The 24,147-nt window shown below is 62.5% G+C and carries 24 protein-coding genes; 7 read left to right on the top strand and 17 right to left on the bottom strand.

Annotated features, from left to right (window positions below):
• Positions 1–4: 4 nt before the first annotated feature.
• The 9 genes from KUV51_RS02795 to KUV51_RS02755 form a co-directional block, all read right to left on the bottom strand.
• Positions 5–1,921 carry a beta-galactosidase gene (locus KUV51_RS02795; protein ID WP_222520091.1) on the bottom strand — a complete coding sequence of 639 codons (1,917 nt, stop codon included), beginning with the start codon at positions 1,919–1,921 and terminating at the stop codon, positions 5–7.
• Positions 1,918–2,751, bottom strand: coding sequence for an SMP-30/gluconolactonase/LRE family protein (locus KUV51_RS02790; protein WP_222520090.1), 834 nt, complete (start codon positions 2,749–2,751; stop codon positions 1,918–1,920). Before KUV51_RS02790 ends, KUV51_RS02795 begins: the two co-directional genes overlap by 4 nt.
• Positions 2,738–3,340, bottom strand: coding sequence for a 2-dehydro-3-deoxy-6-phosphogalactonate aldolase (locus KUV51_RS02785; RefSeq protein ID WP_222520089.1), 603 nt, complete (start codon positions 3,338–3,340; stop codon positions 2,738–2,740). The genes KUV51_RS02790 and KUV51_RS02785 overlap by 14 nt, the downstream gene beginning before the upstream one ends.
• A complete protein-coding gene (locus tag KUV51_RS02780; RefSeq protein ID WP_222520088.1) occupies positions 3,337–4,227 on the bottom strand; it encodes a 2-dehydro-3-deoxygalactonokinase in 891 nt (296 codons plus the stop codon). Before KUV51_RS02780 ends, KUV51_RS02785 begins: the two co-directional genes overlap by 4 nt.
• Positions 4,227–4,997 carry an SDR family NAD(P)-dependent oxidoreductase gene (locus KUV51_RS02775; RefSeq protein WP_222520087.1) on the bottom strand — a complete coding sequence of 257 codons (771 nt, stop codon included), beginning with the start codon at positions 4,995–4,997 and terminating at the stop codon, positions 4,227–4,229. Before KUV51_RS02775 ends, KUV51_RS02780 begins: the two co-directional genes overlap by 1 nt.
• A 22-nt stretch (positions 4,998–5,019) precedes the next feature.
• Positions 5,020–7,104 (bottom strand): alpha-galactosidase, encoded by a 2,085-nt coding sequence (locus tag KUV51_RS02770; protein ID WP_222520086.1) that lies wholly within the window; start codon positions 7,102–7,104, stop codon positions 5,020–5,022.
• Positions 7,101–7,949 carry a carbohydrate ABC transporter permease gene (locus KUV51_RS02765; protein WP_222520085.1) on the bottom strand — a complete coding sequence of 283 codons (849 nt, stop codon included), beginning with the start codon at positions 7,947–7,949 and terminating at the stop codon, positions 7,101–7,103. The genes KUV51_RS02770 and KUV51_RS02765 overlap by 4 nt, the downstream gene beginning before the upstream one ends.
• Position 7,950: 1 nt before the next feature.
• Positions 7,951–8,952, bottom strand: a complete 1,002-nt coding sequence (locus tag KUV51_RS02760) for a carbohydrate ABC transporter permease (RefSeq protein ID WP_222520084.1) — start codon at positions 8,950–8,952, stop codon at positions 7,951–7,953.
• Positions 8,953–9,138: 186 nt separating this feature from the next.
• Complete coding sequence (locus KUV51_RS02755) at positions 9,139–10,368, bottom strand: ABC transporter substrate-binding protein (protein ID WP_222520083.1); 1,230 nt, start codon at positions 10,366–10,368, stop codon at positions 9,139–9,141.
• A gap of 201 nt (positions 10,369–10,569) precedes the next feature.
• Between KUV51_RS02755 and KUV51_RS02750 the strand changes: the two genes are divergently transcribed.
• Positions 10,570–11,358 carry an IclR family transcriptional regulator gene (locus tag KUV51_RS02750; protein ID WP_222520082.1) on the top strand — a complete coding sequence of 263 codons (789 nt, stop codon included), beginning with the start codon at positions 10,570–10,572 and terminating at the stop codon, positions 11,356–11,358.
• A gap of 12 nt (positions 11,359–11,370) precedes the next feature.
• The gene (locus KUV51_RS02745; RefSeq protein ID WP_222520081.1) at positions 11,371–12,432 is read left to right on the top strand and encodes an ABC transporter ATP-binding protein; all 1,062 of its coding nucleotides are present in this window, start codon (positions 11,371–11,373) and stop codon (positions 12,430–12,432) included.
• Between the two features lie 293 nt (positions 12,433–12,725).
• Here the strand turns inward: KUV51_RS02745 and ptsP are convergent, their stop codons facing one another.
• From ptsP to KUV51_RS02715, 6 genes are all read right to left on the bottom strand, one after another.
• Positions 12,726–14,963: a phosphoenolpyruvate--protein phosphotransferase gene (gene ptsP / locus KUV51_RS02740; protein ID WP_222520080.1), complete on the bottom strand. Its 2,238-nt coding sequence runs from the start codon at positions 14,961–14,963 to the stop codon at positions 12,726–12,728.
• 140 nt (positions 14,964–15,103) lie between these two features.
• Entirely contained in the window at positions 15,104–15,817 is a 714-nt protein-coding gene (locus KUV51_RS02735) for a DUF4344 domain-containing metallopeptidase (RefSeq protein WP_222520079.1), read from the bottom strand.
• A gap of 42 nt (positions 15,818–15,859) precedes the next feature.
• Entirely contained in the window at positions 15,860–17,098 is a 1,239-nt protein-coding gene (locus KUV51_RS02730) for an aspartate kinase (RefSeq protein WP_222520078.1), read from the bottom strand.
• A gap of 188 nt (positions 17,099–17,286) precedes the next feature.
• Positions 17,287–17,928 (bottom strand): SDR family NAD(P)-dependent oxidoreductase, encoded by a 642-nt coding sequence (locus tag KUV51_RS02725; RefSeq protein WP_222520077.1) that lies wholly within the window; start codon positions 17,926–17,928, stop codon positions 17,287–17,289.
• 8 nt (positions 17,929–17,936) lie between these two features.
• Positions 17,937–18,362, bottom strand: a complete 426-nt coding sequence (locus tag KUV51_RS02720; protein WP_222520076.1) for a DUF1178 family protein — start codon at positions 18,360–18,362, stop codon at positions 17,937–17,939.
• Between the two features lie 56 nt (positions 18,363–18,418).
• On the bottom strand, positions 18,419–18,832 hold the full coding sequence (locus KUV51_RS02715; RefSeq protein ID WP_315898782.1) for an NUDIX hydrolase: 414 nt from the start codon (positions 18,830–18,832) through the stop codon (positions 18,419–18,421).
• Positions 18,833–19,070: 238 nt separating this feature from the next.
• On the opposite strand from KUV51_RS02715, the gene modA reads away from it, so the two are divergent.
• Genes modA through modC form a run of 3 tightly spaced genes read left to right on the top strand, consistent with a single transcriptional unit; the run spans position 19,071 to position 21,555 of the window.
• On the top strand, positions 19,071–19,802 hold the full coding sequence (modA, locus tag KUV51_RS02710) for a molybdate ABC transporter substrate-binding protein (RefSeq protein ID WP_261385615.1): 732 nt from the start codon (positions 19,071–19,073) through the stop codon (positions 19,800–19,802).
• Positions 19,799–20,491, top strand: a complete 693-nt coding sequence (gene modB, locus KUV51_RS02705) for a molybdate ABC transporter permease subunit (RefSeq protein ID WP_222520074.1) — start codon at positions 19,799–19,801, stop codon at positions 20,489–20,491. Before modA ends, modB begins: the two co-directional genes overlap by 4 nt.
• Positions 20,488–21,555 carry a molybdenum ABC transporter ATP-binding protein gene (gene modC, locus KUV51_RS02700; RefSeq protein WP_222520073.1) on the top strand — a complete coding sequence of 356 codons (1,068 nt, stop codon included), beginning with the start codon at positions 20,488–20,490 and terminating at the stop codon, positions 21,553–21,555. Before modB ends, modC begins: the two co-directional genes overlap by 4 nt.
• Here the strand turns inward: modC and KUV51_RS02695 are convergent.
• Together KUV51_RS02695 and KUV51_RS02690 are read right to left on the bottom strand one after the other, a co-directional pair.
• Positions 21,548–22,306 carry an EcsC family protein gene (locus KUV51_RS02695; protein ID WP_222521215.1) on the bottom strand — a complete coding sequence of 253 codons (759 nt, stop codon included), beginning with the start codon at positions 22,304–22,306 and terminating at the stop codon, positions 21,548–21,550. The two genes, modC and KUV51_RS02695, sit on opposite strands and share 8 nt — an antisense overlap.
• Positions 22,307–22,337: 31 nt before the next feature.
• Positions 22,338–22,823 (bottom strand): GNAT family N-acetyltransferase, encoded by a 486-nt coding sequence (locus KUV51_RS02690; RefSeq protein ID WP_222520072.1) that lies wholly within the window; start codon positions 22,821–22,823, stop codon positions 22,338–22,340.
• 88 nt (positions 22,824–22,911) lie between these two features.
• Here KUV51_RS02690 and KUV51_RS02685 point away from each other — a divergent pair, with 88 nt between their 5' ends.
• Both KUV51_RS02685 and KUV51_RS02680 read left to right on the top strand, forming a co-directional pair.
• Positions 22,912–23,517: a flavin reductase family protein gene (locus KUV51_RS02685; protein WP_222520071.1), complete on the top strand. Its 606-nt coding sequence runs from the start codon at positions 22,912–22,914 to the stop codon at positions 23,515–23,517.
• Positions 23,514–24,146 carry a CatB-related O-acetyltransferase gene (locus KUV51_RS02680; RefSeq protein WP_222520070.1) on the top strand — a complete coding sequence of 211 codons (633 nt, stop codon included), beginning with the start codon at positions 23,514–23,516 and terminating at the stop codon, positions 24,144–24,146. Before KUV51_RS02685 ends, KUV51_RS02680 begins: the two co-directional genes overlap by 4 nt.
• The last annotated feature ends 1 nt before the right edge of the window (position 24,147 follow it).

Below are 24,147 nucleotides of genomic sequence, written 5' to 3'. Positions count from 1 at the left end.
TCGGCTACTTGGGCTCCCGCAAAACCCCCGCAGCAGGAAGCTCCTGCCCCCCTACCCGCATAGGCCGGTCAGAGTAATTGAACCAGAACCGCTCGGCCCCGGTGTCGCGGCGGCGCACGCCCTCCTGCATTCGCTCCGTTTCCAGTTCCGGTACAAGCGTTTCGATCATGCGCATGTGCACCGCATCGTCGCCCCAACCGCCCACATAGGTGACATGAGGGGCACAACGCACTGCAATCGGCGCCCCATCGTCGCTGGCCATAACCACCTCGCCACCGCCTTCAAGCTGTTCAAGATAGCGCGACACGGCGCCACCGCCCTGCACCGGCACAGGGAGATCAGGGCGCATCGACTGTACGCGCGACACAGTCAGATCACTGCCGGGCCATGCCGGTGGCAGCGGTGTGGAGATGTTGAAATCGGCATCCCGCGCACCGCTACGAGGACCAATAACCACTTTCGCAGCAGCCCCTTGCAATGCAGCCTTAAGTTCGTCCGGCACGTGCATAATGCCCGGCGCCAGAACGAGGGCATAGCCCGCAAAGTCACGCGTATCAGGCCGCAGTATGTCGACAGACAATCCCAGCTTGCGACAGGCACGGTACCAGTCGAAGACCAACCCGAAATAGCTGAGACCTTCACCATGCGGCTGCACCGACCAGGCCCAGTCCGCATCGTAATCGAACACGATGGCCACGGGCGCCTGCACGGGCGACACGTCTGGCGCATCCGCCAACTCGGCCATCACCTCGGCCGCCTCGCCAAAAGCTTCGGCCTCAACTGAATCCGGACGCAACAATCCTGCGTGCATCTGCTCCTGCGCAAACGGAGCCTGCCGCCAGCGGAAATAGCATACGGCCTCGGCCCCGTGGGCAAATGCCTCCCACGACCACAGGCGTACCATGCCCGGCAACGGGGACGGGTTGTAAGGCGCCCAGTTCACCGGGCCGGGCTGCTGCTCCATGATCCACCATCGGCCCTTGCCGACAGCGCGATAAAGGTCGTGGTGAAACGCCTGAAAATCCGGGTCACCCTGCCGGGCAAAGGCTCGTTGATGTGCGGCACCCGCGCCAACACGATCCTCAAGAAACCCAAGCGGATAGCTGTCCCAAGACGCGATCTCCAGATCATCGCCAACCTTGAAGTGATCAAACTCCGTCACGCGGCCCATGTAGTTGTGGGCAATCGGCGCGTCCGAGAACTGCCGGATGATTTCCACCTGCGCCCGGTTGAAGACCACGACCTCGTCCGATGCGAACCGCCGAAAGGCATGCACATGTGCCGGGTTCGGCTCGGTCACGGTCAGGTTGGGCAGACCGATCTCATCGAAATCATCATAATCCATCGACCAGAACACATTGCCCCAGGCCCTGTTTAGCGCGTCGATATCGCCGTCATTGCCCTTCCCGGGAAACTGCCCGCGCAGCCAATTACGGAACCGGTCTCGCGCCGCGTCCGAGTAGCTGAGCACCGTATCGTGGCAACCATATTCATTGTCGGTCTGCCAAGCAGCGACATGCGGATTGCGGCCATAACGCTCGGCCACGGCGCGCACGATCTTGCGGCATTCCTCCAGAAATCCTTGATGCGAAAAACAGTAGTGACGGCGTGATCCATAGCCGCGCACGTGCCCGTGCTGATCGACGGCAAACATGTCGGGATGCTTCTTGCACACCCATTTCGGCGGCGTCGCAGTGGGAGTGCCCAACACCACCTTCAGGCCCACGGCCCCCAGCGTCGCAATCGCCCGGTCCAGCCAGCCCCAGTCGTATTCGCCTTCGCGCGGCTCCATCCGTTTCCACGCAAACTCGCCAATCCGCACCCACATGAGGCCAAGGTCGGCCATGCGCTGCGCGTCCTCGGCCCATTGGTCTTCGGACCAGTGTTCGGGGTAGTAGCAGACCCCCAATGTTCGTTTCATAGGATCACCTGATGTTCACGCTGGCCTGTCACTCCCGCAGGCCCGTAAAAGGTCTTCCCTCCCTCCGCCTCGTCCAGCCCGACAGCCGCGGTCGTGACGAAAAGCGTTGTCGCGTCATGCCCGCCGAAAGCCGGGCAGCTTGATTGGCTGGCGGGCACGTCGATAGCGCGCTTGAAGCTGCTATCGGGTCCGTAACAGGCAATGCGGCCTACGCCCCATTGCGCATTCCAGAGGTTGCCATCGGCGTCCACGACGGCACCGTCGGGGTTCAAGCCCTCTGGTTTGAGATCTACAAACACCTGCGGTTTGTCGATGGGCCAACCATCCACATCCAACTCAACGCTTTGAATTTGCTTCGAAAACGTATCTGAAAAGTAAGCACGTCTGCCGTCTGGTGCAAAACAGATCGCATTCGAAATGGTGATGCTGCCAAACAGTTTCCGAAGCTCGCCCTTGTAGAATCGATAGATCGCCCCTGTATAGGGTTCGGCATTCAAACCCATCGTGCCAATCCAGAAACCACCCTGCGGATCGGCCCGCCCGTCATTCGAGCGCGTAACCGGGTTATCCGCCTCAAGCGCCGTGACCAGTTCCCGATCCCCCGTCGGAATATCGAACCGCCACAGCCCTGAGGCGGACGCCATCAGCAACGTCTCGCGATCCACCCAACCGCAGGCCGAGACATGCTCGTCGAACTGCCACTCCCGCCGCTGCGCACCGCGCGAGAACATCCGCTTGCCAAGGATATCGAACCAGAACAGCTCGCCCCGCTCGGGGTGCCACATTGGACCTTCGCCCAACGCGCAGGCCGTATCGTCAAAGACCTGCATCGTAGGCCGCCACCATGTCCGCCGCGCGGCTTGCGACATCCGCCACGGACATGCTGGGCTTATAAAGCGCAGAGCCAATCCCGAACCCCGTGATCCCGGCCGCGAACCACTCCGCAAAGTTGGCGGGTCCGACGCCACCAACGGCATAGGTCTTGGTGCCGGTCGGCAGCACCGCCCCGATGGCCTTCAACCCATCGACCCCCAGCAGGGACGCCGGAAACAGTTTTAACCCGTCCGCACCAGCATGCAGGGCGGCAAAGCACTCGGTCGGAGTCATCACACCGGGAAAAGACATCATCCCCGCCTGCTTCGTCGCGACGATGACGGAGGCATTGGCATCCGGCGACACAACCATGTGCGCGCCCATCTTGTGCAGCTTTTCCACGTCCCGCACGTCCAGTACCGTGCCCGCCCCGATCATGGCGTGATCTCCATGCGCCTCGAGCATTTTCCCAATGCTGTCAAAGGGCTGAGGAGAATTCAGCGGCACCTCGATCCGGGTGATGCCCGCGTCGACCAGCGCGTCTGTGACAGGCACGGCCTCGTCCGGTGTGATGCCACGCAGGATGGCAATGATCTCTCGGCTCATGCGGCCTCTCCGTAAATCTGTGTGTAGGCGGCGGTCAGGCCCGCCAGTGTCATCTCTTCCGCGCCCGCCATCTGTGTTGGCACGCCTTGGGTCTCAAGCGCATCGGCATAGGCGTTTGACAGCGCCTCCGCCCCAATCAAAGCGACCTGTTGGCCCAGCCAATAGGGCCGCATCGATGCCAGTTCCGCACCAACAAGCAACCCCGACAACCGCGCCCGTGCTGCATCCCCGGACAATCCGTGCAACAGCCCTTCGGCTCGCAGCGAAAAGAGCGCCGCCGCCAGCCCCTCAGGCCGCGACAGCGACTGATCGACACCCGCTGCAAAGCTCTCCATATCCCAGCCCTCGCCCACGGAATGGCGCAGCACCGACTGCTGGGACAAAAGCGCAAACATCTCGCCCGTCATAGCGGTACGGAAACTCACAATTTCACCGGCACTGACATGCGCCCATTTGGTATGTGTCCCCGGCAGGCAAACCACACCGTCAAACCCAGGCGACGTGGCGAGAAACCCAGCAATCTGCGTCTCTTCTCCCCGCATAACGTCCGCAGGTTTCACCTGTTTCACACCGGGAAGAATGCGCACGTCCAGATCGGTCTCAAGCACCTGCACAGCCTCACTTGCAGAAGGCGGTGCACAGGGAACTGCGGCATAGGGCGCCTCGGCCCACCCCTGCCGCGATCCGACCATGCCGCAGGCCAGCACGGGTGCGGGCAAGGCATCGCACACCAGATCCCGCAATGCAGGCTCAAAACCAGCCCGGTCCAACGTCCCCATCCCCTGCGCCGACGCCCGCCGATCCAGAACCGTCCCATCGCCGCGCATCAACCACGCGCGCAAATGCGACGTTCCCCAATCAACAGCAATCCATGCAACATCACTCATCAGCCGGTCACCACCACGCCGCCATCAATGACCAGCGATTGCCCCGTCATCATACGGCTGGTGCCCGACGCCAGAAACAAAGTGGCTCCCACAATGTCATCAGGCTCCAGATGGTCCTTGAGGCATTGCCTCTCCATATGCGCCGCCAACCCCTCGGGCGTGGCCCACTTGTCCAACTGCTTTTGCGTCAGCACCCAGCCGGGGGCGAGCGCATTCACTCGGATCTTGTCCGGCCCGAACTCGCGGGCCAACGACCGCGTCATCCCGTTGATGCCACTATTCGACCCCGTATAGATCGGATACCCCGCATTCCCCATCATGTAGCTGATGGACGAGAAATTGATGATCGACCCGCCGCCTGCAGCCTGCATCCCCGGAATGACCGCCTGACAGGCAAAGAAATAGGCCTTGAGGTTGATGGCAATCATCCAGTCCCACAGCTCTTCGTCCACATCCATCGTCGCATGGCGCTTGTCATTGGCCGCATTGTTGACCAGCGTCGTCACCGGCCCATGCGCCTCTGTCGCCTGATCAATGCACGCCTTCAAATGCGCAGTGTCAGTGATATCGCACTGCATGAACAGCGGGCGGACGCCGTGCTTGGCCTCCATATCGTCACAGAATGCAGTTGCATCCGACCGCCCAACAAAGGCGACCTTGGCACCCTGATCCATGAACCCGTCAGTCAAGGACGCGCCAATGCCCGAGCCACCGCCGGTGATGAACACCGATGCGCCCTTCAAATCGTGAAATGTGGCTGTCTCTTTCATGGCATCACTCTCAATTCGGGGGTCAGGCAAGGTCGCCCTTGATCACCCACATCCGTTCCGGGAAACTCCATGGCAGCGTCAGGCCATGGTACATCAAATAGGCCCCGCTCACCACGACGGGGCCGGCTTTCAGCGCGTTCTGGCCGCGCGACAGATGGCTGGCATCTTCGCGGTTGATCAGCTCAACGCGGTACTTGGCATCGGGCGTCAGCCGGGTCAGGCGTAAGGGGCGTGGCGCGATCTGGTCGCTGGTGGCTGCCTTGCCGGCAAAGACAACGAACTGCCCGCCGCCCAGCTCCAGATGCTGCTCTGCAAAAACTGCCGGGTCCGCGCTATCCAGACGCAGAATATCGGCGCCATACATCCAATCGCGGTTGTGCTTCCACCAGCCGGTCACATCCGTCAGCACCTGCGCTTCTTCGTTGGTCAGCTCACGCGGGTCCATCTCGAAGCCCATGTGGCGCTGTGCCGCCACCCAGGCGCGGAACCGTATGTCGAGCGTGCGGCCCGACGTATGACAGGTCCGCGGCCCCACATGGCTACCGGTCACCGCCATAGGCAAAAAGATCGACGCATTGTGCTGAATGCGCAGCCGCTCAACGGCGTCGTTCGAGTCGCTCAACCACACACGCTGCGTCCGCTCCATGATCCCGAAGTCAATGCGGCCACCACCGCTGGCGCAGCTTTCAATCTCCACATCCGGGAACCGCTGCCGCAACCGGTCCAGCAATGTGTAAGACCCCCGCGTCTGCGCCGCATCGGGCATCGGCAGCACACGGTTGTGGTCCCATTTCACATATTCGATGTCATGGCTGCCCAAGATGTCGCTGATCCGTTCAAACAGGAACGACTGCACCGCAGGCAGCGCCATGTTCAGCGCCATCTGCTGGCGGCCCATGATCTGATCCTCGCCCCCCAGCGCCCAATCGGGATGGGCGCGGAAGATGTCGGAATTCTGGTTGATCATCTCCGGCTCGAACCAGATGCCGAACGTCATGCCGAGCGACTTCACGTGATCGATCAGCGGGGTCAACCCGTCCGGATATTTCCTCGGATCAACCTCCCAATCGCTCAACGCCTGCGTGTCGTCATCACGGTTGCCGAACCACCCGTCATCCAGCACGAACCGCTCCGCGCCCAGTTTCGCGGCACGCTCCGCGATGTCCTTCAACTCATCCAGATTGTGATCGAAATAGACAGCTTCCCAGCAATTGTAGTGCACAGGCCGCGGCGCATCGGGGCGCGGAAAGGTAACAACCCGGTCCCGCAAGTGCCGTTGGAAGGCAACCGCGCACCCGTTCAGACCATCATCCGAGAACACGGCGTAAAGCTTGCCCGTGGCAAATTTCTTCTGCGCCGATCCTTCAACCCGCGCAGCGTGCCCAAACTGGATCTGGCGTCGCCCATCCGGCAATTCCTCGGCCACCATGCGGTGCCCCCCGGACCAGCCGTAGTGAAACGCGTAAGCATGACCAGAAGCATTCGACGCCCCCCGCACCGGCACGATCAAGCCGGGAAAGTGTTCATGCCCCGTGCGCCCCGTCCGGTTCTCGCGATACCGAATGCCAGGCGACCACGGCGTGCGGTTCATCTGGAACTCACCACACCAGCGGCCCGCAAAGTCGATCATCTCGTCCGCGAGTTGCGGCGCTGGAAAGACGGGCGCGGACAGCCAGTGCAGGTGCATCGGCTCCAGCGCATCCAGCTCCGCACTCGCCTCGATCATGTGCGTTTCCGGGTCGATGGCAAAGCGCGCGCGATACGTCAGCACGCGGTCTTCGTCCATATAGGTCAGGATCAGGACATTATCGGCTACGTCCGACCGCTCAAGGCAGAACTTCGGTAAAAACGGCGTGCCGTCCCCGTGCCGGATGATCAGGCCGGGCTGGCCCGGAAAGGACCGCGTCGCCTCAGGGCAGATGCTGAGTTCGGGATTCGCATCCAGCATCCCGCCAGTCACATCAAGAGTATAAGCCTCATAAAGCGTCGTCAGATCTTCTTCGTCCGGCAGGCGCGGTCCCCAATAGACAACCTCCGCCAACCGGCCCCTGTCGGAGCCGAGGACCAAAGTCTGACGCCCATCATCGAGGCGCCAACATCTTATCACTTAACAGCCCCCAGGGTCAGACCGGCAATGAAGTGCCGTTGCATCAGGAAGAAACACACCACGGGCGGGATGGCAGCCAGTAACGACGCCGCCGACACGAGGTGCCAGTTGTTCACGAACTGCCCGTTCAGCGCCCGCACACCTGCTGTAATAGGCTTGGCGCTTTCGCCCTGGGTCAGCACATTGGCCCAGAAGAAGTCGTTCCAGACGAAGGTGAAGATCAGAACCGCAAGCGCTGCGATGGCAGGGCGCACAAGGGGCAGCACGACGAACCAGAAAATGCGCCATTCCGCGACGCCCTCGATCCGTGCGGACTCGATCAGGTCGAACGGCAATGCCTTGATGAAGTTGCGCATGAACAGCGTGCAGAAGCCCGTCTGGAACGCCGCGTGGAACAGGAACTGCCCGGCGATGGTGTCATAGAGGCCCGTCTGCACCGACATGTCCCGCACAGGCACCATAAGGATTTGGAACGGGATGAAGTTGCCAGCCACGAACAGGAAGAATAGCGGCAGCGCGACCCGGAACCGGTAGATCGCCAGCGCGTAGCCCGCGAGACACGCAAGGGCGACGGAGATAATGACCGTGGGCACTGTAATCAGCACCGAGTTGATCATGTATTGGGCCGCAGCAGACTGTGTGAAGACAGCAGTATAGTTCTCGATCAGCGCAAATTCCGACGGCCAGCCGAACACGTTGCCCGAGTTAATGTCTGCCGCCGACCGGATGGACGTCAGGAAGATCGCGAGCAAAGGCAGGAGCCACAGGATCAGGGCGAAGGGCAGGAACGCCTGGTATGCAGCCTTGGCCGTAGCGCCCGATTTCTCGATGGGACGTGGAAACATCTCAGCGCCCTCCCTTCTCGTCCTGGTACATGCGCCACAGAAAGTAGCTGATGAAGAACAGCATGATCCCGAACAGCACCGTCGCCACGGACGAGCCGTAGCCATATCGTTCGCCGTACTCGGAAATCGCCACTTCGAACATGTAGTGCGACAGGACGTTGGTGGAGCCGAACGGCCCGCCCTGGGTCATGATCGCGATCATGTCAAAGGATCTGAGCGCCCCGATGACGGTCACGACCACCGCGATGAAGGTCGCCGGTTTCAGTTGGGGCACAACCACGTACCACAGCATCTTCCAGCCCTTCGCGCCGTCCAGCCGCGCCGCCTCGATCTGGTCGGCAGCTACGTTGTTCAGGCCGGTGAGATACAAGATCATGCAGTAGGCGATCTGTGGCCACAGGCCCGCGGCGATGATGCCGTAGGTCGCCCATTGTTCGCTAGACAGGATATCGGGCACGGGGCGTTCGCAGCGGAAGGTGGTGTTGCCGAGGATGTTGGTGGTTTCCTCGCAGAAGATGGCTTTCCAGACCGTGCCAACCACGCCGAAATCGGGGTTGTAGAACCAGCCGAAGATCAGGCCGACGACGACCTGGGAGATCACGAAGGGGAAGAAGAACATCGACTTGTAGAACCGCATCCCTGTCACCGTTTGGTTCAGGAACAGGGCAATGAAGAGGCCCGCGGGGACGGCCAGCATGTAGAGGATCAGCCACGCGATGTTGTTGCGCAGGGAGGTCCAGAAGTTGGGGTCGTCCCAGAGCTTCACGTAGTTTTGGAAACCGACCCAGACGGCGGTGGAATTGCCCTCGGCGTCGTAGAGGCCGTTCCATTCATAGAGGCTGAGCCAGAGCGATTCGAAGATCGGGATGACCACGTAGATGGCGAAGAAAATCAGGGCCGGGATCAGGAAAATCCACGGGGCGATGGCCAGCTTGTTCCGCCTGAACCATCCGGGCTCGGTGGGGGTGCTGGTGTCGGTGACGACGGCATCTGCCATGGACATCCTCCTGGTCTGAGGGAACGTGTCCCACGCTGGGACACCACTTAACCTTTTGAAAAAACAATATTAATGTGTCTTTACAGAAGGTTAATCGGCGAAAATAGGTGCGTTGGGTGAAGGTGCGCAGTGAATGCGCACCCTACGGATTGTGTGCGGTGCGCCGGGGTTGCGCACCGCATGTTTCGAGGCTTAGTAGACCTCGGCTTGGACCTCATCCAGACGCTGCAGGACGTCCATCTTCTTGGACGTGTCCAGCATGAACTCCTGGAAGCCTTCCATGCCTGCCTTGGCCATCGCGGCCGGGGCGTCACGGTCATAGAATTGCGCCAGACCGGTGGCACCGTTCAGCAGCGCAAAGCCCTCCTGGATGAACTTGTCGTCCGAGATGTCAGCCTTGGAGTTGATGGGCAGCTGGCCGATGGTCTTGTTCCACTCGGTCTGCACATCGGGGCGCGCCACGAAGGCCAGCCACTTCTTGGCATCTTCGACGTTCTTGGCGTTGGTCGGTATGAAGAAGGCGTCTGCAGGTGCTTCTTCCGCCGGTGCCACATCGGGGTCGATGGTGGGGAACGGCATGAAGTCGATCTGCTCTTCGGTCAGACCGGCGTTCTTGTAGCCGTCGACCGAGAAGTTGCCCATCACGTACATGGCCGCGTCACCGTTGGCGAAGGGTGCGATCGCATCCTGCCAGGACATCGAGGCGTGGTTGTCGACAAAGCCGCACTCGTTGATCAGCTGTTCCCAGTTGTCGAATGTCGCGACGATGCGGGGGTCGGTGTACTTGATCTCACCCGCGGTCAGCGCGTTGTGCACGTCGTAACCGTTGGTGCGCAGGTTGATGTAGTCGAACACACCGGCGGCGGTCCAAAGGAACTTGGTGCCGATGGTGAAAGGCGTCACGCCGTTCTCTTTCATCTTGCCGCAAGCTGCCAGCAGCTCGTCCCATGTCTGGGGCTCTTCCAGCTCCAGCAGGTCAAAGATGTCTTTGCGGTAGTAGATGCCCCACTGGTAGTAGGAATAGGGCACGCCCCAGATCTTGCCATCGCGGCTCATCGTGGCCTTGATCGCGGCCAGATCTTCGTTGAAGCCGTTTTCTTCCCAGACATCATCGACGGGCTGGAACAGGCCCGCATCGACGAAGGGGGCCATGCGGTTGCCGGGGTACCAGCTGGTCACGTCGGGCGCGTCAGCGGTCAGGAAATTGCGGATCGCGGTCTTGTGCGCTTCGCGGTCGTTGATGTTGACGATGACGTTGATGTCGGGGTTTTCAGCTTTGAATTTCTCGACCGCGTCTTCGAAGCCCTTTTTCGGGCCGGGGTTCAGGTCATCGAAGTTGATGACCAGATCGCGCGCGAAGGCCGTGCCGGCAACAGCCGACAGTGCAATGGCCGCCACGGCGGTTTTCAGATTAAGGAACATTGGTTCTCCTCCCGTTGGTTCCATAACGTTCCGCCGCCGAGCCTGAGTTTTCCTGTCGGCGACGAAATTCAGATTTTCTTTGACACCGGCCCCCGCTTTGTGGAAGTTCCACATAGTGAAACCGGTTTCCAACTATTGGAACTATGCGGGGACACGGCGCGCAGGTCAACAGATTTCATGCGCCACTCTGGGAGGAGACAGATGAACAGTGCAGCCCCCCGGTCGGGGGAGGGAACGATTGCCAAGGCGTTGGAAGTGCTGGACCTTGTGGCCCAGTTGGAACGCCCTGTGCGGTTCTCGGAGCTGCTGGCCCTGTCGCCCCACCCCAAGGCCACGCTGTATCGTCTGGTGCAGACGCTGACATCGCTTGGGATGCTGCGTTACGATGCCGAACGCCAGACCTATGCCCCCGGTTTGCGCCTTGTCCGCTTGGCCCATGCGGCGTGGCGGCAAAGCTCGCTTGCCCCGATTGCGCGGCCCTTTGTCGATGCGCTGAGTGCGCAGGTGGGCGAGACTGTACACCTCGCGCAGATGGATGGTGGGCAGGTTCTGTACGTGGACAAGCGCAACGCGGCCGAGCCACTCGAAATGTTTTCGCAGGCCGGAAAGGTTGGCCCCGGATATTGCACCGGCGTGGGCAAGGCGATGCTTGCCTTCATGGCGGAGGACGCGCTGGACACCGCCCTGTCGCAACAGGCGTGGTTTGCGCATACCGACCATACGCACACGTCCCGCGAATCGCTTTGTGCGGAACTGGCGGAGATTCGCAGCGAAGGCGTTGCCTATGACCGCGAAGAGCACGAGCCCGGCATCATCTGTGTCGCCGCCCCGATCCTGTCCGATGCGGGACGGTCCATCGGCGCGCTGAGCGTCACCACATCCACCGCGCGCAAGTCGCTGGCCGATCTGAGCCAGCTTGCGCCGCATCTTCAATCCACCGCGCGCGATATCGCCGGTGCCGCTGCCAATTGGCAGTTTCCAAGTCAATAAAGGGAGGACACCATGACTGGTGTGACATTGCAGAAAGCCATTAAGCGATACGGGGCCACGCAGGTCATTCACGGCGTGGACCTGACCATCGACGATGGTGAGTTCTGTGTTTTTGTCGGACCGTCGGGCTGCGGCAAGTCCACGCTTTTGCGCATGATTGCGGGGCTTGAGGAAACCAGCGACGGTCAGATCAGCATCGGCACCCGCGATGTGACCCATATGGACCCGGCCGAGCGTGGGGTGGCGATGGTGTTCCAGACCTATGCTTTGTACCCGCACATGACGGTCGAAGAGAACATGGGCTTTGGCCTGAAGATGAATGGTGTGGACAAGGAGACCATCAAGAAGAAGGTCGATGGCGCGTCAAAGATCCTGAAACTGGACGAGTATCTGAAGCGCAAGCCTGCCGCCCTGTCCGGGGGGCAGCGTCAGCGTGTGGCCATTGGCCGGTCGATCGTGCGGGGGCCGGAGGTGTTCCTGTTCGATGAGCCTTTGTCGAACCTCGATGCCGAGTTGCGCGTGGACATGCGGGTCGAGATTGCGCGGCTGCACAAGGAGCTGGGTACGACGATGATCTACGTGACCCACGATCAGGTCGAGGCGATGACGCTGGCCGACAAGATCGTGGTGCTGCGTGCCGGGCATATCGAGCAGGTCGGTTCGCCCATGCATCTCTATCAGGACCCTGACAACAAGTTTGTTGCCGGGTTCATCGGCTCGCCTGCGATGAATTTCGTGAAGGGGGTTGTTGAAGCGGGTGGCGTCCGTTTGCCGGGGCTGGCGGACCGCGTTGTGCCGACGTCCGTGGGCCTGCCGTCGGCGGGGACCGAGGTGATTGTAGGCGTGCGCCCGCAGGACATGTCGCTGGCCGAGGGCGCGTCGCCCATCACGCTGGATATTCGCGAGCGGTTGGGCGGTGTGGCCTATGACTATCTGACCACGCCGACGGGCGAGCGGGTGATTGTGGAGTCGAAGGGCGACATGGCGATGGAGGAAGGGACGCAAGTGACCGTGTCCTTTGACGATGACCGTGTGATGTTCTTTGACGCCAAGACGGAGCAGCGGCTGCGTTAGGTCCGGTTTTAAGCGAGATTGGCCGTCATCTGGGTGTCAGGTGGCGGCTTTTTTGTGGGTTGTGGGTGGATTGGGGTTGGTTTTGCTGAATATCGTTTTTTATTAAACTTAGGCCGGTTTTCTGTCCAAAGAACACTCAAATATATCGCTTTAAGATAACTGGCGATCAGCAAATATCGGTGTGTTTTTGGTGTATTGCCGGTGGGTTACAAGGCAAGTCGATCGATGGGTTTCTCAAGCAACGCTTTTCAAGTGGTCCGCAAGCCGTTGAATCAAAACGGAAGTCCAGCGCGTCACTTCTGATCGCGCAGATACTCCATGATCGCGGGCCGGACGTTCATATCGCCCCTGTGGCGCGCATCCGCGATCACCTTGCGCACTTCATCCAGATTTGACCGTCTTAACAACGACTTGACCGGCCCGATGGAGGCGGGTCGCATCGACAGACGGCGCAGGCCGATGGCGGCAAAGCACAAGGCTTCGACCGGGCGACCTGCGTCCTCGCCACAGAAGGACAGTGCCGTGTCGGTCTGTTCGCAGCGTTCCACGATGCGTTCGATAAACGACAGGAACGACACGTTGAGGGTGTCGTAACGGCGGCGCACTCGCTCATTCTCGCGGTCGGCAGCAAAGAAGAACTGCTTGAGGTCGTTGCCCCCGATGGAGAGAAAACCCACCTCTTCAAAGAATTTCCGGGGCGCAAAGGCGAGGCTGGGTGTCTCCAGCATCGCGCCCACTTCGACCTTTTCCGGCAGCACGTGCCCCAGCCGCGCCTCGCGTTCCATGGCCTTGTCGACCTCGGCGCGGGCTTGCGTGTATTCCTCATACTGCGCGACAAACGGGAACATGAGCGTCAGGGGTCGCCCATCGGCGGCCCGAATGAGCGCCTGCAACTGCATCCGCATCACACCGGGTTTGTCGAGGCCCACACGGATCGCGCGCCAACCGAGCGCCGGGTTCGGCTCGTCATTGGGCTTCATGTAGGGCAGCACCTTGTCCGACCCGATGTCGAGCGTGCGGAAGATCACGGGCTTGCCCCCCGCCGCATCCAGCACGCGCGCATAGAGCGCCGACAACTCGGACCGTTTGGGCATCTGGTTGCGCACCAGGAACTGCAATTCCGTGCGGAACAGGCCCACACCCTCGGCCCCCGACCCCTGAAGCGACGGCAGATCGGCCATCAGCCCTGCGTTCATATGCAGGGACACCACGTTGCCGCAGAGCGTTTCGGCTGGCTTGTCCCGGATCGACGCATAGCGTTCCACGGCAGCCGCCTGCATCGCCATCTTGTCGCGGAAGGCGGTCACCACAGTGTCGTCCGGGCGCAGGTGCACGATGCCCTGTTCGCCGTCGACCATCACGTGATCGCCGTTCAGCGCTTCAAGCGTTGCACGCTCGGCATGGACAATCAGCGGAATGGCCAGCGCGCGTGCAACGATGGCGGCGTGGCTGCCGACTGACCCGGCTTCCAGAATGATCCCCTTGAGGCTGCGGCCATAGTCCAGCAGTTCCGCAGGCCCGATATTGCGGGCAACGAGGATCGGATCGGCGGGCATCTCGGCCCCGGTGTCGGACCCCTGCCCGGTCAGGATGCGCAGCAGACGGTTCGACAGATCGTCAAGATCGCTCAACCGTTCGCGCAGATAATTGTCCGTTGCCTGCCCCATACGGGCGCGGGCCAGGGACTGCTCTTTCTCAACGGCGGCTTCGGCGCTGAGACCGTTGGAAATGTCCTCCTGCATCCGCCGCATCCAGCCCTTGGAATTGGCAAACATGCGATAGGCTTCAAGGACTTGCGCCTGTTCCTTGTCAGCGGCAAGCGCGAGCATCTTGTCGACGCCAACACGCAATTCCTCGACCGCCTCGGTCAAGCGCTCCAGCTCGCGATGCGGATCATCGGCGATGGGGTTCGTGACCACGACACGCGGTTCGTGCAGCCAGATATGGCCTTCTGCCACCCCTTCCTGTGCGACAGTGCCGCGCAGCATGACCGGCTGCGAGTGCCGCGCGCCCATGGCGGCACCCTCGCCCACGAAAGCGCCGAGCTCAGCCATCTCGGCCAGAACCATAGCCACGACTTCGAGGGCATAGACCTCGTCCGCGGAAAACTCGCGCGCCTCTTTCGATTGTACGACCAGCACGCCCAGCGCCTCGCCCAACCGCTGCACGGGCACGCCGAGGAAGCTGGAAAACACCTCCTCCCCCGTTTCGGGCATATAGCGGAATCCACGCGCATTGGGGGCATCGGCGGTGTTCACCACCTGCCTGCGCCGCGCGACCCGGCCCACCAGACCTTCGCCCAGCCGCATCCGGGTCCGGTGCACGGCGTCCGGGTTCAACCCTTCTGTGGCGCACAGTTCAAGCGTTTCTTCATCCCGGAACAGATAGATCGAGCACACCTCGCACCCGATGCTGGTGGCGATCAGATAGGTGATCTTGTTCAACCGCGCCTGGCCCGGGTCATCCCCCGCCATGGCGTCGCGCAAGCGGCCCAGCAGCTTGCGGCTCTCTGTTTCAAGGCGTTCGGCCATTGCCGCGCTGTCCCCACGTCGATCCTGCGACGACAGCTTAGATCACAGGGGGGCGCAAAGCGAAACGACAAAGCGACCTACCAAGCGTCAAGTTTCCCGTATAAGTGGTATATGCGCTGTAATCCGCAGCATCAGGCAGATCAATTTGCCAATTGAGCAATCATCCTGTCCACATAGGCGCTGCAGAGGAAAATGGTGCGCCCGTTGCGCTGCCAGCCGGCCGTTCCGTCACATTGCGCCAGTTCCAGCGTGACGCGGGAGTGCCAGTCGATACGGGTCAGCATGTCCAGCGCGGTCTCGATCAGGCCGCGATTGGCCATCGCCATACCTTCCAGATCCGGGTCGACGCGCAGGCCCACTTCGGTCACCCGCGCGTCGGGGTCCATCCACAAGGGCTGAAGCGTGCGCCGCCAGCTGCGCAACACTTCCGGGGCCATATCGGCGCAATTGTCGCGCGCGTTTTCGTTCATCATTTGCCGGTCAGCGAGCGCCGTGTAGCGGTCCGGATCAAAACCATAGAGCAGGCAGATCATCCGCCCCGCCAGTTGTGCGTCTGGGCGATATTCCGAAAATGGTCCCGGTGTTGCACCGTCGGCCCGGTGCTGCGCTGCGCGCGCCTCGATGATGGCCTCGGCCCTTTCGGGCAGGGTCAGGTAGATGTAAGCGGTCGCGAAATCCTCGGCGATGCCCTCTTCGGGACCAAGGATGGGCAGGTCAAATTCGCGCAGAACCGCATGCCCGGCTTCATGCGCGATGACGTGCAAGAGCGCGTTGCCCACGCGCTCCGGCAATTGGGTTGCTGCGGCCGGAACAGCCCAGATCACAAGAAGAAAAGCGTAGAGCGTGCGCAACATTGACACGCCTCCTGACGTCGGCGTTGCGCTCTAGATGGGGGCTTAGGCCGCTTTGTCCAACTCGAAGGCGTCGTGCAGGGCCTGCACCGCCAATTCCATGTATTTGCGGTCAATCAGCACGCTGATCTTGATCTCGGACGTGGTGATGACCTTGATGTTGATACCCTCGGCGCTCAGGCACTGGAACATCTTGGCCGCGACGCCGGTGTGGCTGCGCATCCCGATGCCCACGACGCTGATCTTGGCGACATCCGTGTCGGCGATCAGCTCGTGGAAGTTGATGATCCCTTCGCCCTTGGCGGCGTCCATCGCCTTTTCCGCGCGCGCGACCTGATCGGTGGGACAGGAGAAGGTCATGTCCGTCCGCCCCTCTTCCGAGATGTTCTGGACGATCATATCGACGTTCACGCCCGCCTCGGACAGCGCGGTAAAGATGGTGGCGGCGATGCCGGGGCGGTCGGCGACAGACACAAGCGTCATCTTCGCCTCGTCTCGGGAAAAGGCCACACCGGCCACGACATTGCTTTCCATGATATCCTCCTCGTCGCAGACCAGCGTGCCTGCATTGTCGGATTGTTCTTCGAAACTCGACAGCACGCGCAGGCGCACTTTGTAGCGCATCGCGAGCTCGACCGAACGGGTTTGCAGCACCTTGGCGCCGAGCGAGGCGAGTTCCAGCATTTCCTCGAACGCGATCTTTTCGAGCTTGCGCGCCTTGGGGCTGACCCGTGGGTCGGTGGTATAGACGCCGTCGACGTCCGTATAGATGTCGCAGCGCTCCGCGTCGAAGGCCGCGGCAAAGGCGACAGCGGTGGTGTCCGAGCCGCCCCGGCCCAGCGTGGTGATGCGTCCTTCTGGGCTGATGCCCTGGAAACCGGCGACCACGGCGACGCGCATGCCCTCGCCGAACTTGGCGTTGATGTTGTCGGTGGGGATCTCTTCGATACGGGCCGACGAATGCGACGAGTTTGTCTTCAACGGCACCTGCCAGCCCTGCCAGGACCGCGCGGGCACGTCCATTTCCTGCAGGGTCAGGGCCATAAGCCCGGCGGTCACGTTCTCTCCGCTCGACACGACGGCATCATATTCGCGGGCATCAAACAGGGGCGAGGTTTCGTTCACCCAGCCCACCAGCTCGTTGGTCTTGCCCGACATGGCCGACACGATGACGATCACGTCATAGCCCTTGGCCACCTCGACGCCCACGCGCTTGGCAGCGCGGCGGATGCGGTCCAGCGTGGCGACAGATGTGCCGCCGAATTTCATCACGAGAACAGGCATGAAGGGCCCCAATTTTTCGTCCGCCCGGCCTTACCCGTGCGCCCGCAAAGTTGCAAGGACGCGCGACGCCAAGGCACGCTGCTTCTTCTGACGAAAAATACGATCGGGGGAGCTCGAGGGGGCAGACAGCCCCCTCGTCAGCAAAAATGAATCACGTCGCCGAAGGCATCCTTTGGATCAGGTACGGATCAATAGGCGTGCGCGCGCCCGTCCCAGGTCTCGAAACAGCCGGTGGTCTCGTGGTTCAGAGCAGCAAAGCGCTGCATCAGCCCCACCACCGCCTCGTCCACGGTGATGTCGGCCGCACCGCCGCCCATATCCGTCTGCACCCAGCCGGGGTGATAGATGCCCACTGCCACCTCGCCCGCCAAATCCGACGACAGATTGCGCCCCAGGTTCAACACAGCGGCCTTGGACGCGCGGTAGATGTAGCTGCCGCCTGGCGCGCGGGTGTGCGAGGCCATCTGAGACGAGATGATCGCGATGCGCGGCGCAGGGGCGGCACGCAGGTTCGGCAGCAGGGTTTGAACGGTCAGGAACACACCCGTCACGTTCGCAGCAAAGGTCTGCGCCCAGAGATCAGCGGCATAGCCGGTTTCGAGATCATTGCCCTTGTCCAGGTAGACGCCCGCGTTGCAGACCAGCAGATCAATCGGTCGCCCGGCAAGCTGCGCGGCCATCGCGCGGTGATCCTGTGGCTGGGTGACATCCAGTGTCACCTCCGCCCCGGATGACCGGCCCGTGCCGGTTACGTCGTGCCCTTGCGCGCGATAGGCTGCGGCCAGACCGGCGCCAATGCCCCGGGTCGCCCCGGTGATCAGAATGTGCATGGAAACCCTCAGTTCGCTTTGCGTGACGGGATAAAGGGCAGCGGGGCCACGGGCACGCCGTCTTCGATCAGTTGCTTGGCCTCTTCCCGGTTCGCCTCGCCCCAGATCGGGCGGTCAGGCTGTTCGCCCAGATGCTGCGCCAACGCTTCGGAGGCAAAGTTGCCGCCCACATATGTGGCGTTCTTCTCGACCGCCTCGCGCATCTTGGTCATCGCTGCCTCGACCTCGGACCCCGGTGCCGACAGGTCCGGCTCGGGTGCACCCTCTTTGGCCGTGCTGACACGCGGTGCCATGATGGCCTTGGCCACATCGGACGTCCCGCAGACCGAGCAAGACAGGTGACCCGCCGCCTTCAGACTGTCAAAGGCGTCGGCACCGGCAAACCAGCTTTCGAAGTCGTGCCCATCGGCACATTTGAGTGCATACTTGATCATCGCTGCAAGAGCATAGGGGCTAGGAGAAGAAGGTCAAAGGCGCAAAAGGCACTGACCTACGCCAGGTAGCGCGGGTCAAAATCGCGCAGTATGCGGGCCAGTTCCGGAGAATCCACCATCTGCGCCGCCTTCTTCCGGCTCACCCACTTGCGTTTGCGCTCGGACGCTTCGGGATAATCGCCTGCCAGCGACTTCACCTTGAGCGCATAGACCATGGCCACGACCGGCAGCCCGGCATCATCCCCCATGTCCTTGCTATAGGAGAACATGCCCAGCGGGCGCTGATCGGCGCGCCCCTTGGCTCCGGCCTCTTCCCACGCTTCCTGCGCGGCACTGTCACCCGGGGTCAGCCCGTCCATTGGCCAACCCTTGGGAATGATCCACCGCCGCGTACGGCGCGAGGTCACCAACAGCACTTGCACCTTGTCGTTGTTCAACCGGTAGCACAGGGCCGCAAACTGGGTCCGCACATCCGCTTTTTTTGCCCGCCCTAAAGACAGCGGGAGTTGTTTGATCATCGGGGCCGTCACTGCCCTGCCCTCCGTAATTATGGGTAATATAACGCTGTTTTTGGTTAATGACCAGTTATCGGGCACATTGTGGACCTATAAGGACCGGTAGGCGGTGGCATCCTTGCACCACGACCTTCGCATCGAAGCGGCGTTTTAGCCTTGAGGCACCGTGCGGCTTGCCCAATAGTTCGGGGCGATGAAAAGCCTGAACTGGATCAAGGGCTTGGTGCTGGTTTGCGTGGCCGCATCAAGCATGACAAGCGCGCGGGCGGAGCCTGTGCGCCTGTTTGCTGCGGCGTCCTTGCAAGGGCCGCTCGACGACGTGGCCCAGGCCTGGGATGGCGACGTTGTGATCAGCTATGGCGGCAGCGGTGCGATGGCGCGCCAGGTCAGCCAGGGCGCACCTGCTGACGCCGTGATCCTTGCAAATGCAGACTGGGCCGCGTGGCTGGTGGACCGCGGCATAGGGACAGAGACGGCCAGTCCCCTTCTGTCCAACAGCCTCGTGGTTGTCGGACCCTTGGCTGCGCCACCCCTGCCCGATGTAACGGCCGAAGTGCTTTTGGCGCGTTTGGACGGCGGGCGCCTCGCCATGGGCCAGCACCTGTCGGTTCCGGCAGGCATCTACGCGCACGCCTGGTTGAGCGACATCGGCGCGTGGGACACGGTCCGGCCCCACCTTGCCGAAACCGAGAACGTGCGCGCGGCGCTTGCCCTTGTGGCACGGGGCGAGACGCCCCTCGGGATCGTCTATGCCTCTGACGCGGCGGCCAGCGACGATGTGAGCGTGGTCTACACTGTGCCCACGGACAGGCATCCTGCGATCATCTACCCAGGCATTGCCCTGACCCCCGATGGCGAGGCCTTTCTCAACCATTTGGCCGCACGCACCGATACCTTTGTTGCCGCGGGGTTCCGCGCGCCATGATGCTGGACGCTGCCGGATGGACGGCCTTGCGCCTGTCGCTGCTGGTGGGCGTGACCGCCACCCTGGTGGCCCTGCCCCTGGCCATCTGGATCGCGTGGCTGCTGGCCCGGCGCGAGTTCTGGGGCAAATCGGCCCTGAACGCGCTGGTCCACCTGCCCCTCGTGCTGCCCCCGGTCGTGACCGGCTACCTGCTGCTGATCGGATTTGGCCGCAATGGCCCGGCGGGCCGCTTTCTGGAAGAGACTTTTGGCCTAGTCTTCGCCTTTCGCTGGACGGGGGCGGCCCTTGCGGCTGGCATCATGGGCTTTCCCCTTATGGTCCGTGCCATCCGCCTCGCCATCGAAGCCGTCGATCCAAAGATCGAGGACGCGGCCCGCACCCTTGGGGCGCCCGGCTGGGCCGTCTTCGGCTCCATCACCCTGCCCCTGATCCTGCCCGGCGTGCTGGCGGGCGCTGTCATGGGCTTTGCCAAGGCCATCGGCGAGTTCGGCGCCACCATCACTTTCGTCGCCAATATCCCCGGCGAGACGCAGACGCTGCCCTCGGCCATCTACGCGCTTTTGCAGGTGCCGGGCGGCGAGGATGCAGCGATCAAGCTGGTGATCTGGGCCTGTATCATTGCGCTGGGGGCCGTGGCCTTGTCGGAATGGCTGGCCCGCCGGGTCGCACGCAGGATTGCGGGCGCATGACGCTCTCGGTTGCCCTCCGCCACCGTTTTGGTGGGTTCGATCTGGATGTCGCCTTTGACGCTGGACCGGGGGTTACCGCCCTGTTTGGCCGGTCGGGGGCCGGCAAGACGACCATTGTGAATGCCGTTGCCGGCCTATTGCGCCCGGATCACGGGCAGATCACGCTCGATGGCACCCGGTTCGACACGTTGCCGGTGCACCGGCGCCGCGTCGGGTACGTGTTTCAGGACGCGCGCCTGTTTCCGCATATGACCGTGGCCGACAATCTGGACTATGCCAGCCGGTACGGCGCGCGCGCCAGTGACCGGCCCCGGATCATCGAGATGCTGGGCATCGGCGCGCTGCTGGACCGCCGTCCTGCCACGTTGTCGGGCGGGGAGAAGCAGCGTGTCGCCCTAGGCCGGGCGCTGTTGTCGAACCCGCGGCTGTTGCTGATGGATGAGCCGCTGGCCGCACTCGACGGACCGCGCAAGGCCGAGATCCTGCCCTATCTCGACCGGCTCAAGGCCGAGACAGGCGTGCCAATCCTCTATGTCAGCCATGCGGTGGACGAGGTCGCGCGACTGGCTGATCACATGGTGCTGTTGGCGGGGGGCCGGGTCGCGCGTGCGGGGCCGCTTTTTGACGTGATGGCCGATCCTGCGGCCGTGCCGCTGCTGGGGGTGCGGGAGGCGGGCGCGGTCCTGCGCGCGCGCGTCGTGGAGCATGGCGAGGATGGGCTGAGTACCCTGCAGCTCGCGGCAGGCACCATCCAGCTTCTGGGCGTGCAGGCGCCGGTCGGGGCCGAGGTGCGTCTGCGCGTGCTGGCGCAGGATGTGCTTTTGTCGCTGACCGAGCCGCAGGGGCTGAGTGCGCAGAACATCCTGCCCGTCACCATTCGCACCATTCGCGCAGGCGATGGACCGGGGGCTGCGATTGCGCTGGATGCGGGTGGGGACGCCCTGTTGGCGCGTGTCACGGGGCGGGCTGTACAGAGCATGGGGCTGGTAGAAGGTCAGCAACTCTTTGCAGTGATCAAGGCCACGTCGGTGGCGCAGTCGGCGATCTCGGGCGGCGCTACTTGAGGGCCAGCACCTCGCGGCGTAGTCGTTCGACCATGGCCTGGTGCGGCTGATCCGCCTCGACCGACAGGCGGCGCAGGCCGAAATGCACATGGGCCATGTCGGTGTAATACTTGGTGTAGCTGAAGTTGATCGCGGCCCCTGCGGCAGCACCCAGAACAGGCACGGCCTGTGCCGCCAGCTTCTGCCCCAGAACAACGGCCAGTTTTGGTGCAACACGGGTGATCATGGCCTGCATCGCCGCACCGCTGAGCGCCATGCGGGCCGACAGGAAGCCGATGTCGGAGCCGTCGTCATGTTCCAGCGGGCCAGCGGCGGAAAAGACCTGAATGCAGTCGAACCGCACCGAGTCTGCGGTGGCGTCAAACCCGTGTTCTTCGGCCACGCCCTCGATCACGCGCAACAGCAGCGTGGTTGTGACGGGCAACTCGGCCAGTGCCGTGGGCAACCCGCCAAAGCCACCGGCTGCGCCCATGGCCGCACTCACCGTTGCGTTCAGCCACTCCGCCTGATCCGGCACCATGCCGCGCGACCGGCTGGCCGCGCCCAGCGCCTGGGTCAGTGCGGCGCGGGTCGCGTCGGTCAACTGGTCCTGCACGGGTTCAGGCAGGCGGTTCAACAGCCCGTCGGCCTGCGTGCCAAGGGCATTCAGCACCTGGATACCCATGCCACCCGCGGCCTTGTAACGCTTGGCGAGGCGATCAAGCTCATCTTCGGTGTTCAGCGGATCGGGTACGACGATGATCTGGTTCATGGCCTCAAGATGGGCAGGACCACCGCCCATATCAACTGAACCGCGCAACATCCCCGGCAATCCCGGTCCATGCGCCGGGTTTCAGATCCCGACCCAGCACCCGGTCGGGGTTCGTGGGCGGCGGCATCACCACATCTGCAAGACGCGCAAACCCGAAGCGTGAATAGTACGGCGCGTCGCCCACCAGCATGACCCGGTCCCAGCCCGAAAGCTGCGCGCGGCTGAGCGAGGTCTCGATCAGCTCACCGCCCAAGCCCTCGCCCTGCCGTGTGGGGTGCACGGCGACCGGGCCCAAAAGCAGCGCCGATTGCACGCCAATACGCACAGGCCAATAGCGGATGGCCCCTGCCAGAATGCCGTCGATATCCCGCGCCACATGGCTCAGCCCCGCAACGGGGGGTACGTCATCGCGCAAACGGTAAGACGACAACGCCTCGCGCCCCGGCGCAAAGCACAGATCATAAAGGGCCTCGACCTCCCACCGATCCTCGGGCGTCTCTGTGCGCAGATGGTACATGGGTGGTGCGGAGCATATCGTTCGTCAGGGCTGGCCCCCGCCCTAGCATGGCGATAACCCTTGCGCAAACGCACGAATTGGAGGCCCCATGTTCTACCGCCCCGCCGACGGCCACGGCCTGCCGCACAACCCCTTCAACGCCATCGTCACACCCCGCCCCATCGCCTGGGTGGCGACGCGCGGCAGTGACGGTTCGGACAATCTGGCGCCCTATTCCTTCTTCAACGCCACGGCCTACGTCCCGCCGCAGGTCATGTTTGCATCGACTAGTGCCAAGCCCGACCGCGACGGGACCAAGGACACCGTCGCCAACATCCGCGACACCGGCGTGTTCTGCGTGAACATCGTGGAATACGCGATGAAGGATGTGATGAACCAAACCTCCGGCGACTGGAGCGCGGACACGGACGAGTTCTCGCTCGCTTCCGTGGACAAGGGGGAATGTACCGAGATCAACTGCCCCCGCGTGGCCGCAGCCCCTGCATCGCTTGAATGCCGCATGACCCAGATCCACAAGATCAAGGGTGAGACGAACTATGTCGTGTTCGGAGAGGTCGTGGGCATCCACTTGCGCGACGATTGCGTGGTGGACGGCGTGTTCGACGTGCTGAAATTCAATCCGCTCACACGTATGGGCTATCGCGACTATTCCGTGATCCGCGAGAAGTTCAGCCTCAAGCGGCCGGGCGAATGACATTTCCGGACCCGCACCGCGCCTATCCCGTCACCCTGCCTGACGGGACCGAGCATCAGGGCACCGTCTTTCTGAACCAGGTGATCGACAATCCGGGATGGGAGGTCGGGGACTACACCTACGCCTCTGACTTTTCACCGGTGGCTGACTGGGCGGTGCATCTGGCACCGTATCTTTTCGGGTACGGGCCGGAAAAACTGCGGATCGGGCGCTATTGCCAGATCGCGCATGGTGTCCGTTTCATCACGTCCGGCGCAAATCACGCCATGGACGGGCTGACGACGTTTCCTTTTCCCATCTTCGATCCTACGCAAATGGCCAGCTATCAGCCCGACAGCCGCGATACGGTGATCGGCCATGATGTGTGGCTGGGCTACGGCGCCATTGTCTGTCCCGGTACGCGGATCGGCAACGGCGTGATCGTGGGCGCAGGTGCCGTGGTGCGGGGCGACGTGCCCGACTACGCCATCGTCGCGGGCAACCCGGGCCAAGTGGTGCGGATGCGGTTTTCGGAAGCCGAGATCGAGACACTGAATGCACTTGCCTGGTGGGATTGGCCCGCAGATCGGGTTGCGGCGGCGGTGCCCGCCTTGCAGGCCGGCGATGTCGCAGCCTTGAGCAAATGCTGAC

This window comes from Tateyamaria omphalii (assembly GCF_019802125.1).
Lineage (GTDB): Bacteria > Pseudomonadota > Alphaproteobacteria > Rhodobacterales > Rhodobacteraceae > Tateyamaria > Tateyamaria omphalii_B.
The sequence above is the reverse complement of the archived record's forward strand: the minus strand, read 5'-3'. Positions and strand labels throughout refer to the sequence as shown.

Excerpts from the sequence above, each read along its gene's own strand:
- KUV51_RS02795 (WP_222520091.1), bottom strand. The coding sequence starts at position 1,921 with ATGAAACGAACATTGGGGGTCTGCTACTACCCCGAACACTGGTCCGAA.
- KUV51_RS02790 (WP_222520090.1), bottom strand. The coding sequence starts at position 2,751 with ATGCAGGTCTTTGACGATACGGCCTGCGCGTTGGGCGAAGGTCCAATG.
- KUV51_RS02785 (WP_222520089.1), bottom strand. The coding sequence starts at position 3,340 with ATGAGCCGAGAGATCATTGCCATCCTGCGTGGCATCACACCGGACGAG.
- KUV51_RS02780 (WP_222520088.1), bottom strand. The coding sequence starts at position 4,227 with ATGAGTGATGTTGCATGGATTGCTGTTGATTGGGGAACGTCGCATTTG.
- KUV51_RS02775 (WP_222520087.1), bottom strand. The coding sequence starts at position 4,997 with ATGAAAGAGACAGCCACATTTCACGATTTGAAGGGCGCATCGGTGTTC.
- KUV51_RS02765 (WP_222520085.1), bottom strand. The coding sequence starts at position 7,949 with ATGTTTCCACGTCCCATCGAGAAATCGGGCGCTACGGCCAAGGCTGCA.
- KUV51_RS02760 (WP_222520084.1), bottom strand. The coding sequence starts at position 8,952 with ATGTCCATGGCAGATGCCGTCGTCACCGACACCAGCACCCCCACCGAG.
- KUV51_RS02755 (WP_222520083.1), bottom strand. The coding sequence starts at position 10,368 with ATGTTCCTTAATCTGAAAACCGCCGTGGCGGCCATTGCACTGTCGGCT.
- KUV51_RS02750 (WP_222520082.1), top strand. The coding sequence starts at position 10,570 with ATGAACAGTGCAGCCCCCCGGTCGGGGGAGGGAACGATTGCCAAGGCG.
- KUV51_RS02745 (WP_222520081.1), top strand. The coding sequence starts at position 11,371 with ATGACTGGTGTGACATTGCAGAAAGCCATTAAGCGATACGGGGCCACG.
- ptsP (WP_222520080.1), bottom strand. The coding sequence starts at position 14,963 with ATGGCCGAACGCCTTGAAACAGAGAGCCGCAAGCTGCTGGGCCGCTTG.
- KUV51_RS02735 (WP_222520079.1), bottom strand. The coding sequence starts at position 15,817 with ATGTTGCGCACGCTCTACGCTTTTCTTCTTGTGATCTGGGCTGTTCCG.
- KUV51_RS02730 (WP_222520078.1), bottom strand. The coding sequence starts at position 17,098 with ATGCCTGTTCTCGTGATGAAATTCGGCGGCACATCTGTCGCCACGCTG.
- KUV51_RS02725 (WP_222520077.1), bottom strand. The coding sequence starts at position 17,928 with ATGCACATTCTGATCACCGGGGCGACCCGGGGCATTGGCGCCGGTCTG.
- KUV51_RS02720 (WP_222520076.1), bottom strand. The coding sequence starts at position 18,362 with ATGATCAAGTATGCACTCAAATGTGCCGATGGGCACGACTTCGAAAGC.
- modA (WP_261385615.1), top strand. The coding sequence starts at position 19,071 with ATGAAAAGCCTGAACTGGATCAAGGGCTTGGTGCTGGTTTGCGTGGCC.
- modB (WP_222520074.1), top strand. The coding sequence starts at position 19,799 with ATGATGCTGGACGCTGCCGGATGGACGGCCTTGCGCCTGTCGCTGCTG.
- modC (WP_222520073.1), top strand. The coding sequence starts at position 20,488 with ATGACGCTCTCGGTTGCCCTCCGCCACCGTTTTGGTGGGTTCGATCTG.
- KUV51_RS02695 (WP_222521215.1), bottom strand. The coding sequence starts at position 22,306 with ATGAACCAGATCATCGTCGTACCCGATCCGCTGAACACCGAAGATGAG.
- KUV51_RS02690 (WP_222520072.1), bottom strand. The coding sequence starts at position 22,823 with ATGTACCATCTGCGCACAGAGACGCCCGAGGATCGGTGGGAGGTCGAG.
- KUV51_RS02685 (WP_222520071.1), top strand. The coding sequence starts at position 22,912 with ATGTTCTACCGCCCCGCCGACGGCCACGGCCTGCCGCACAACCCCTTC.
- KUV51_RS02680 (WP_222520070.1), top strand. The coding sequence starts at position 23,514 with ATGACATTTCCGGACCCGCACCGCGCCTATCCCGTCACCCTGCCTGAC.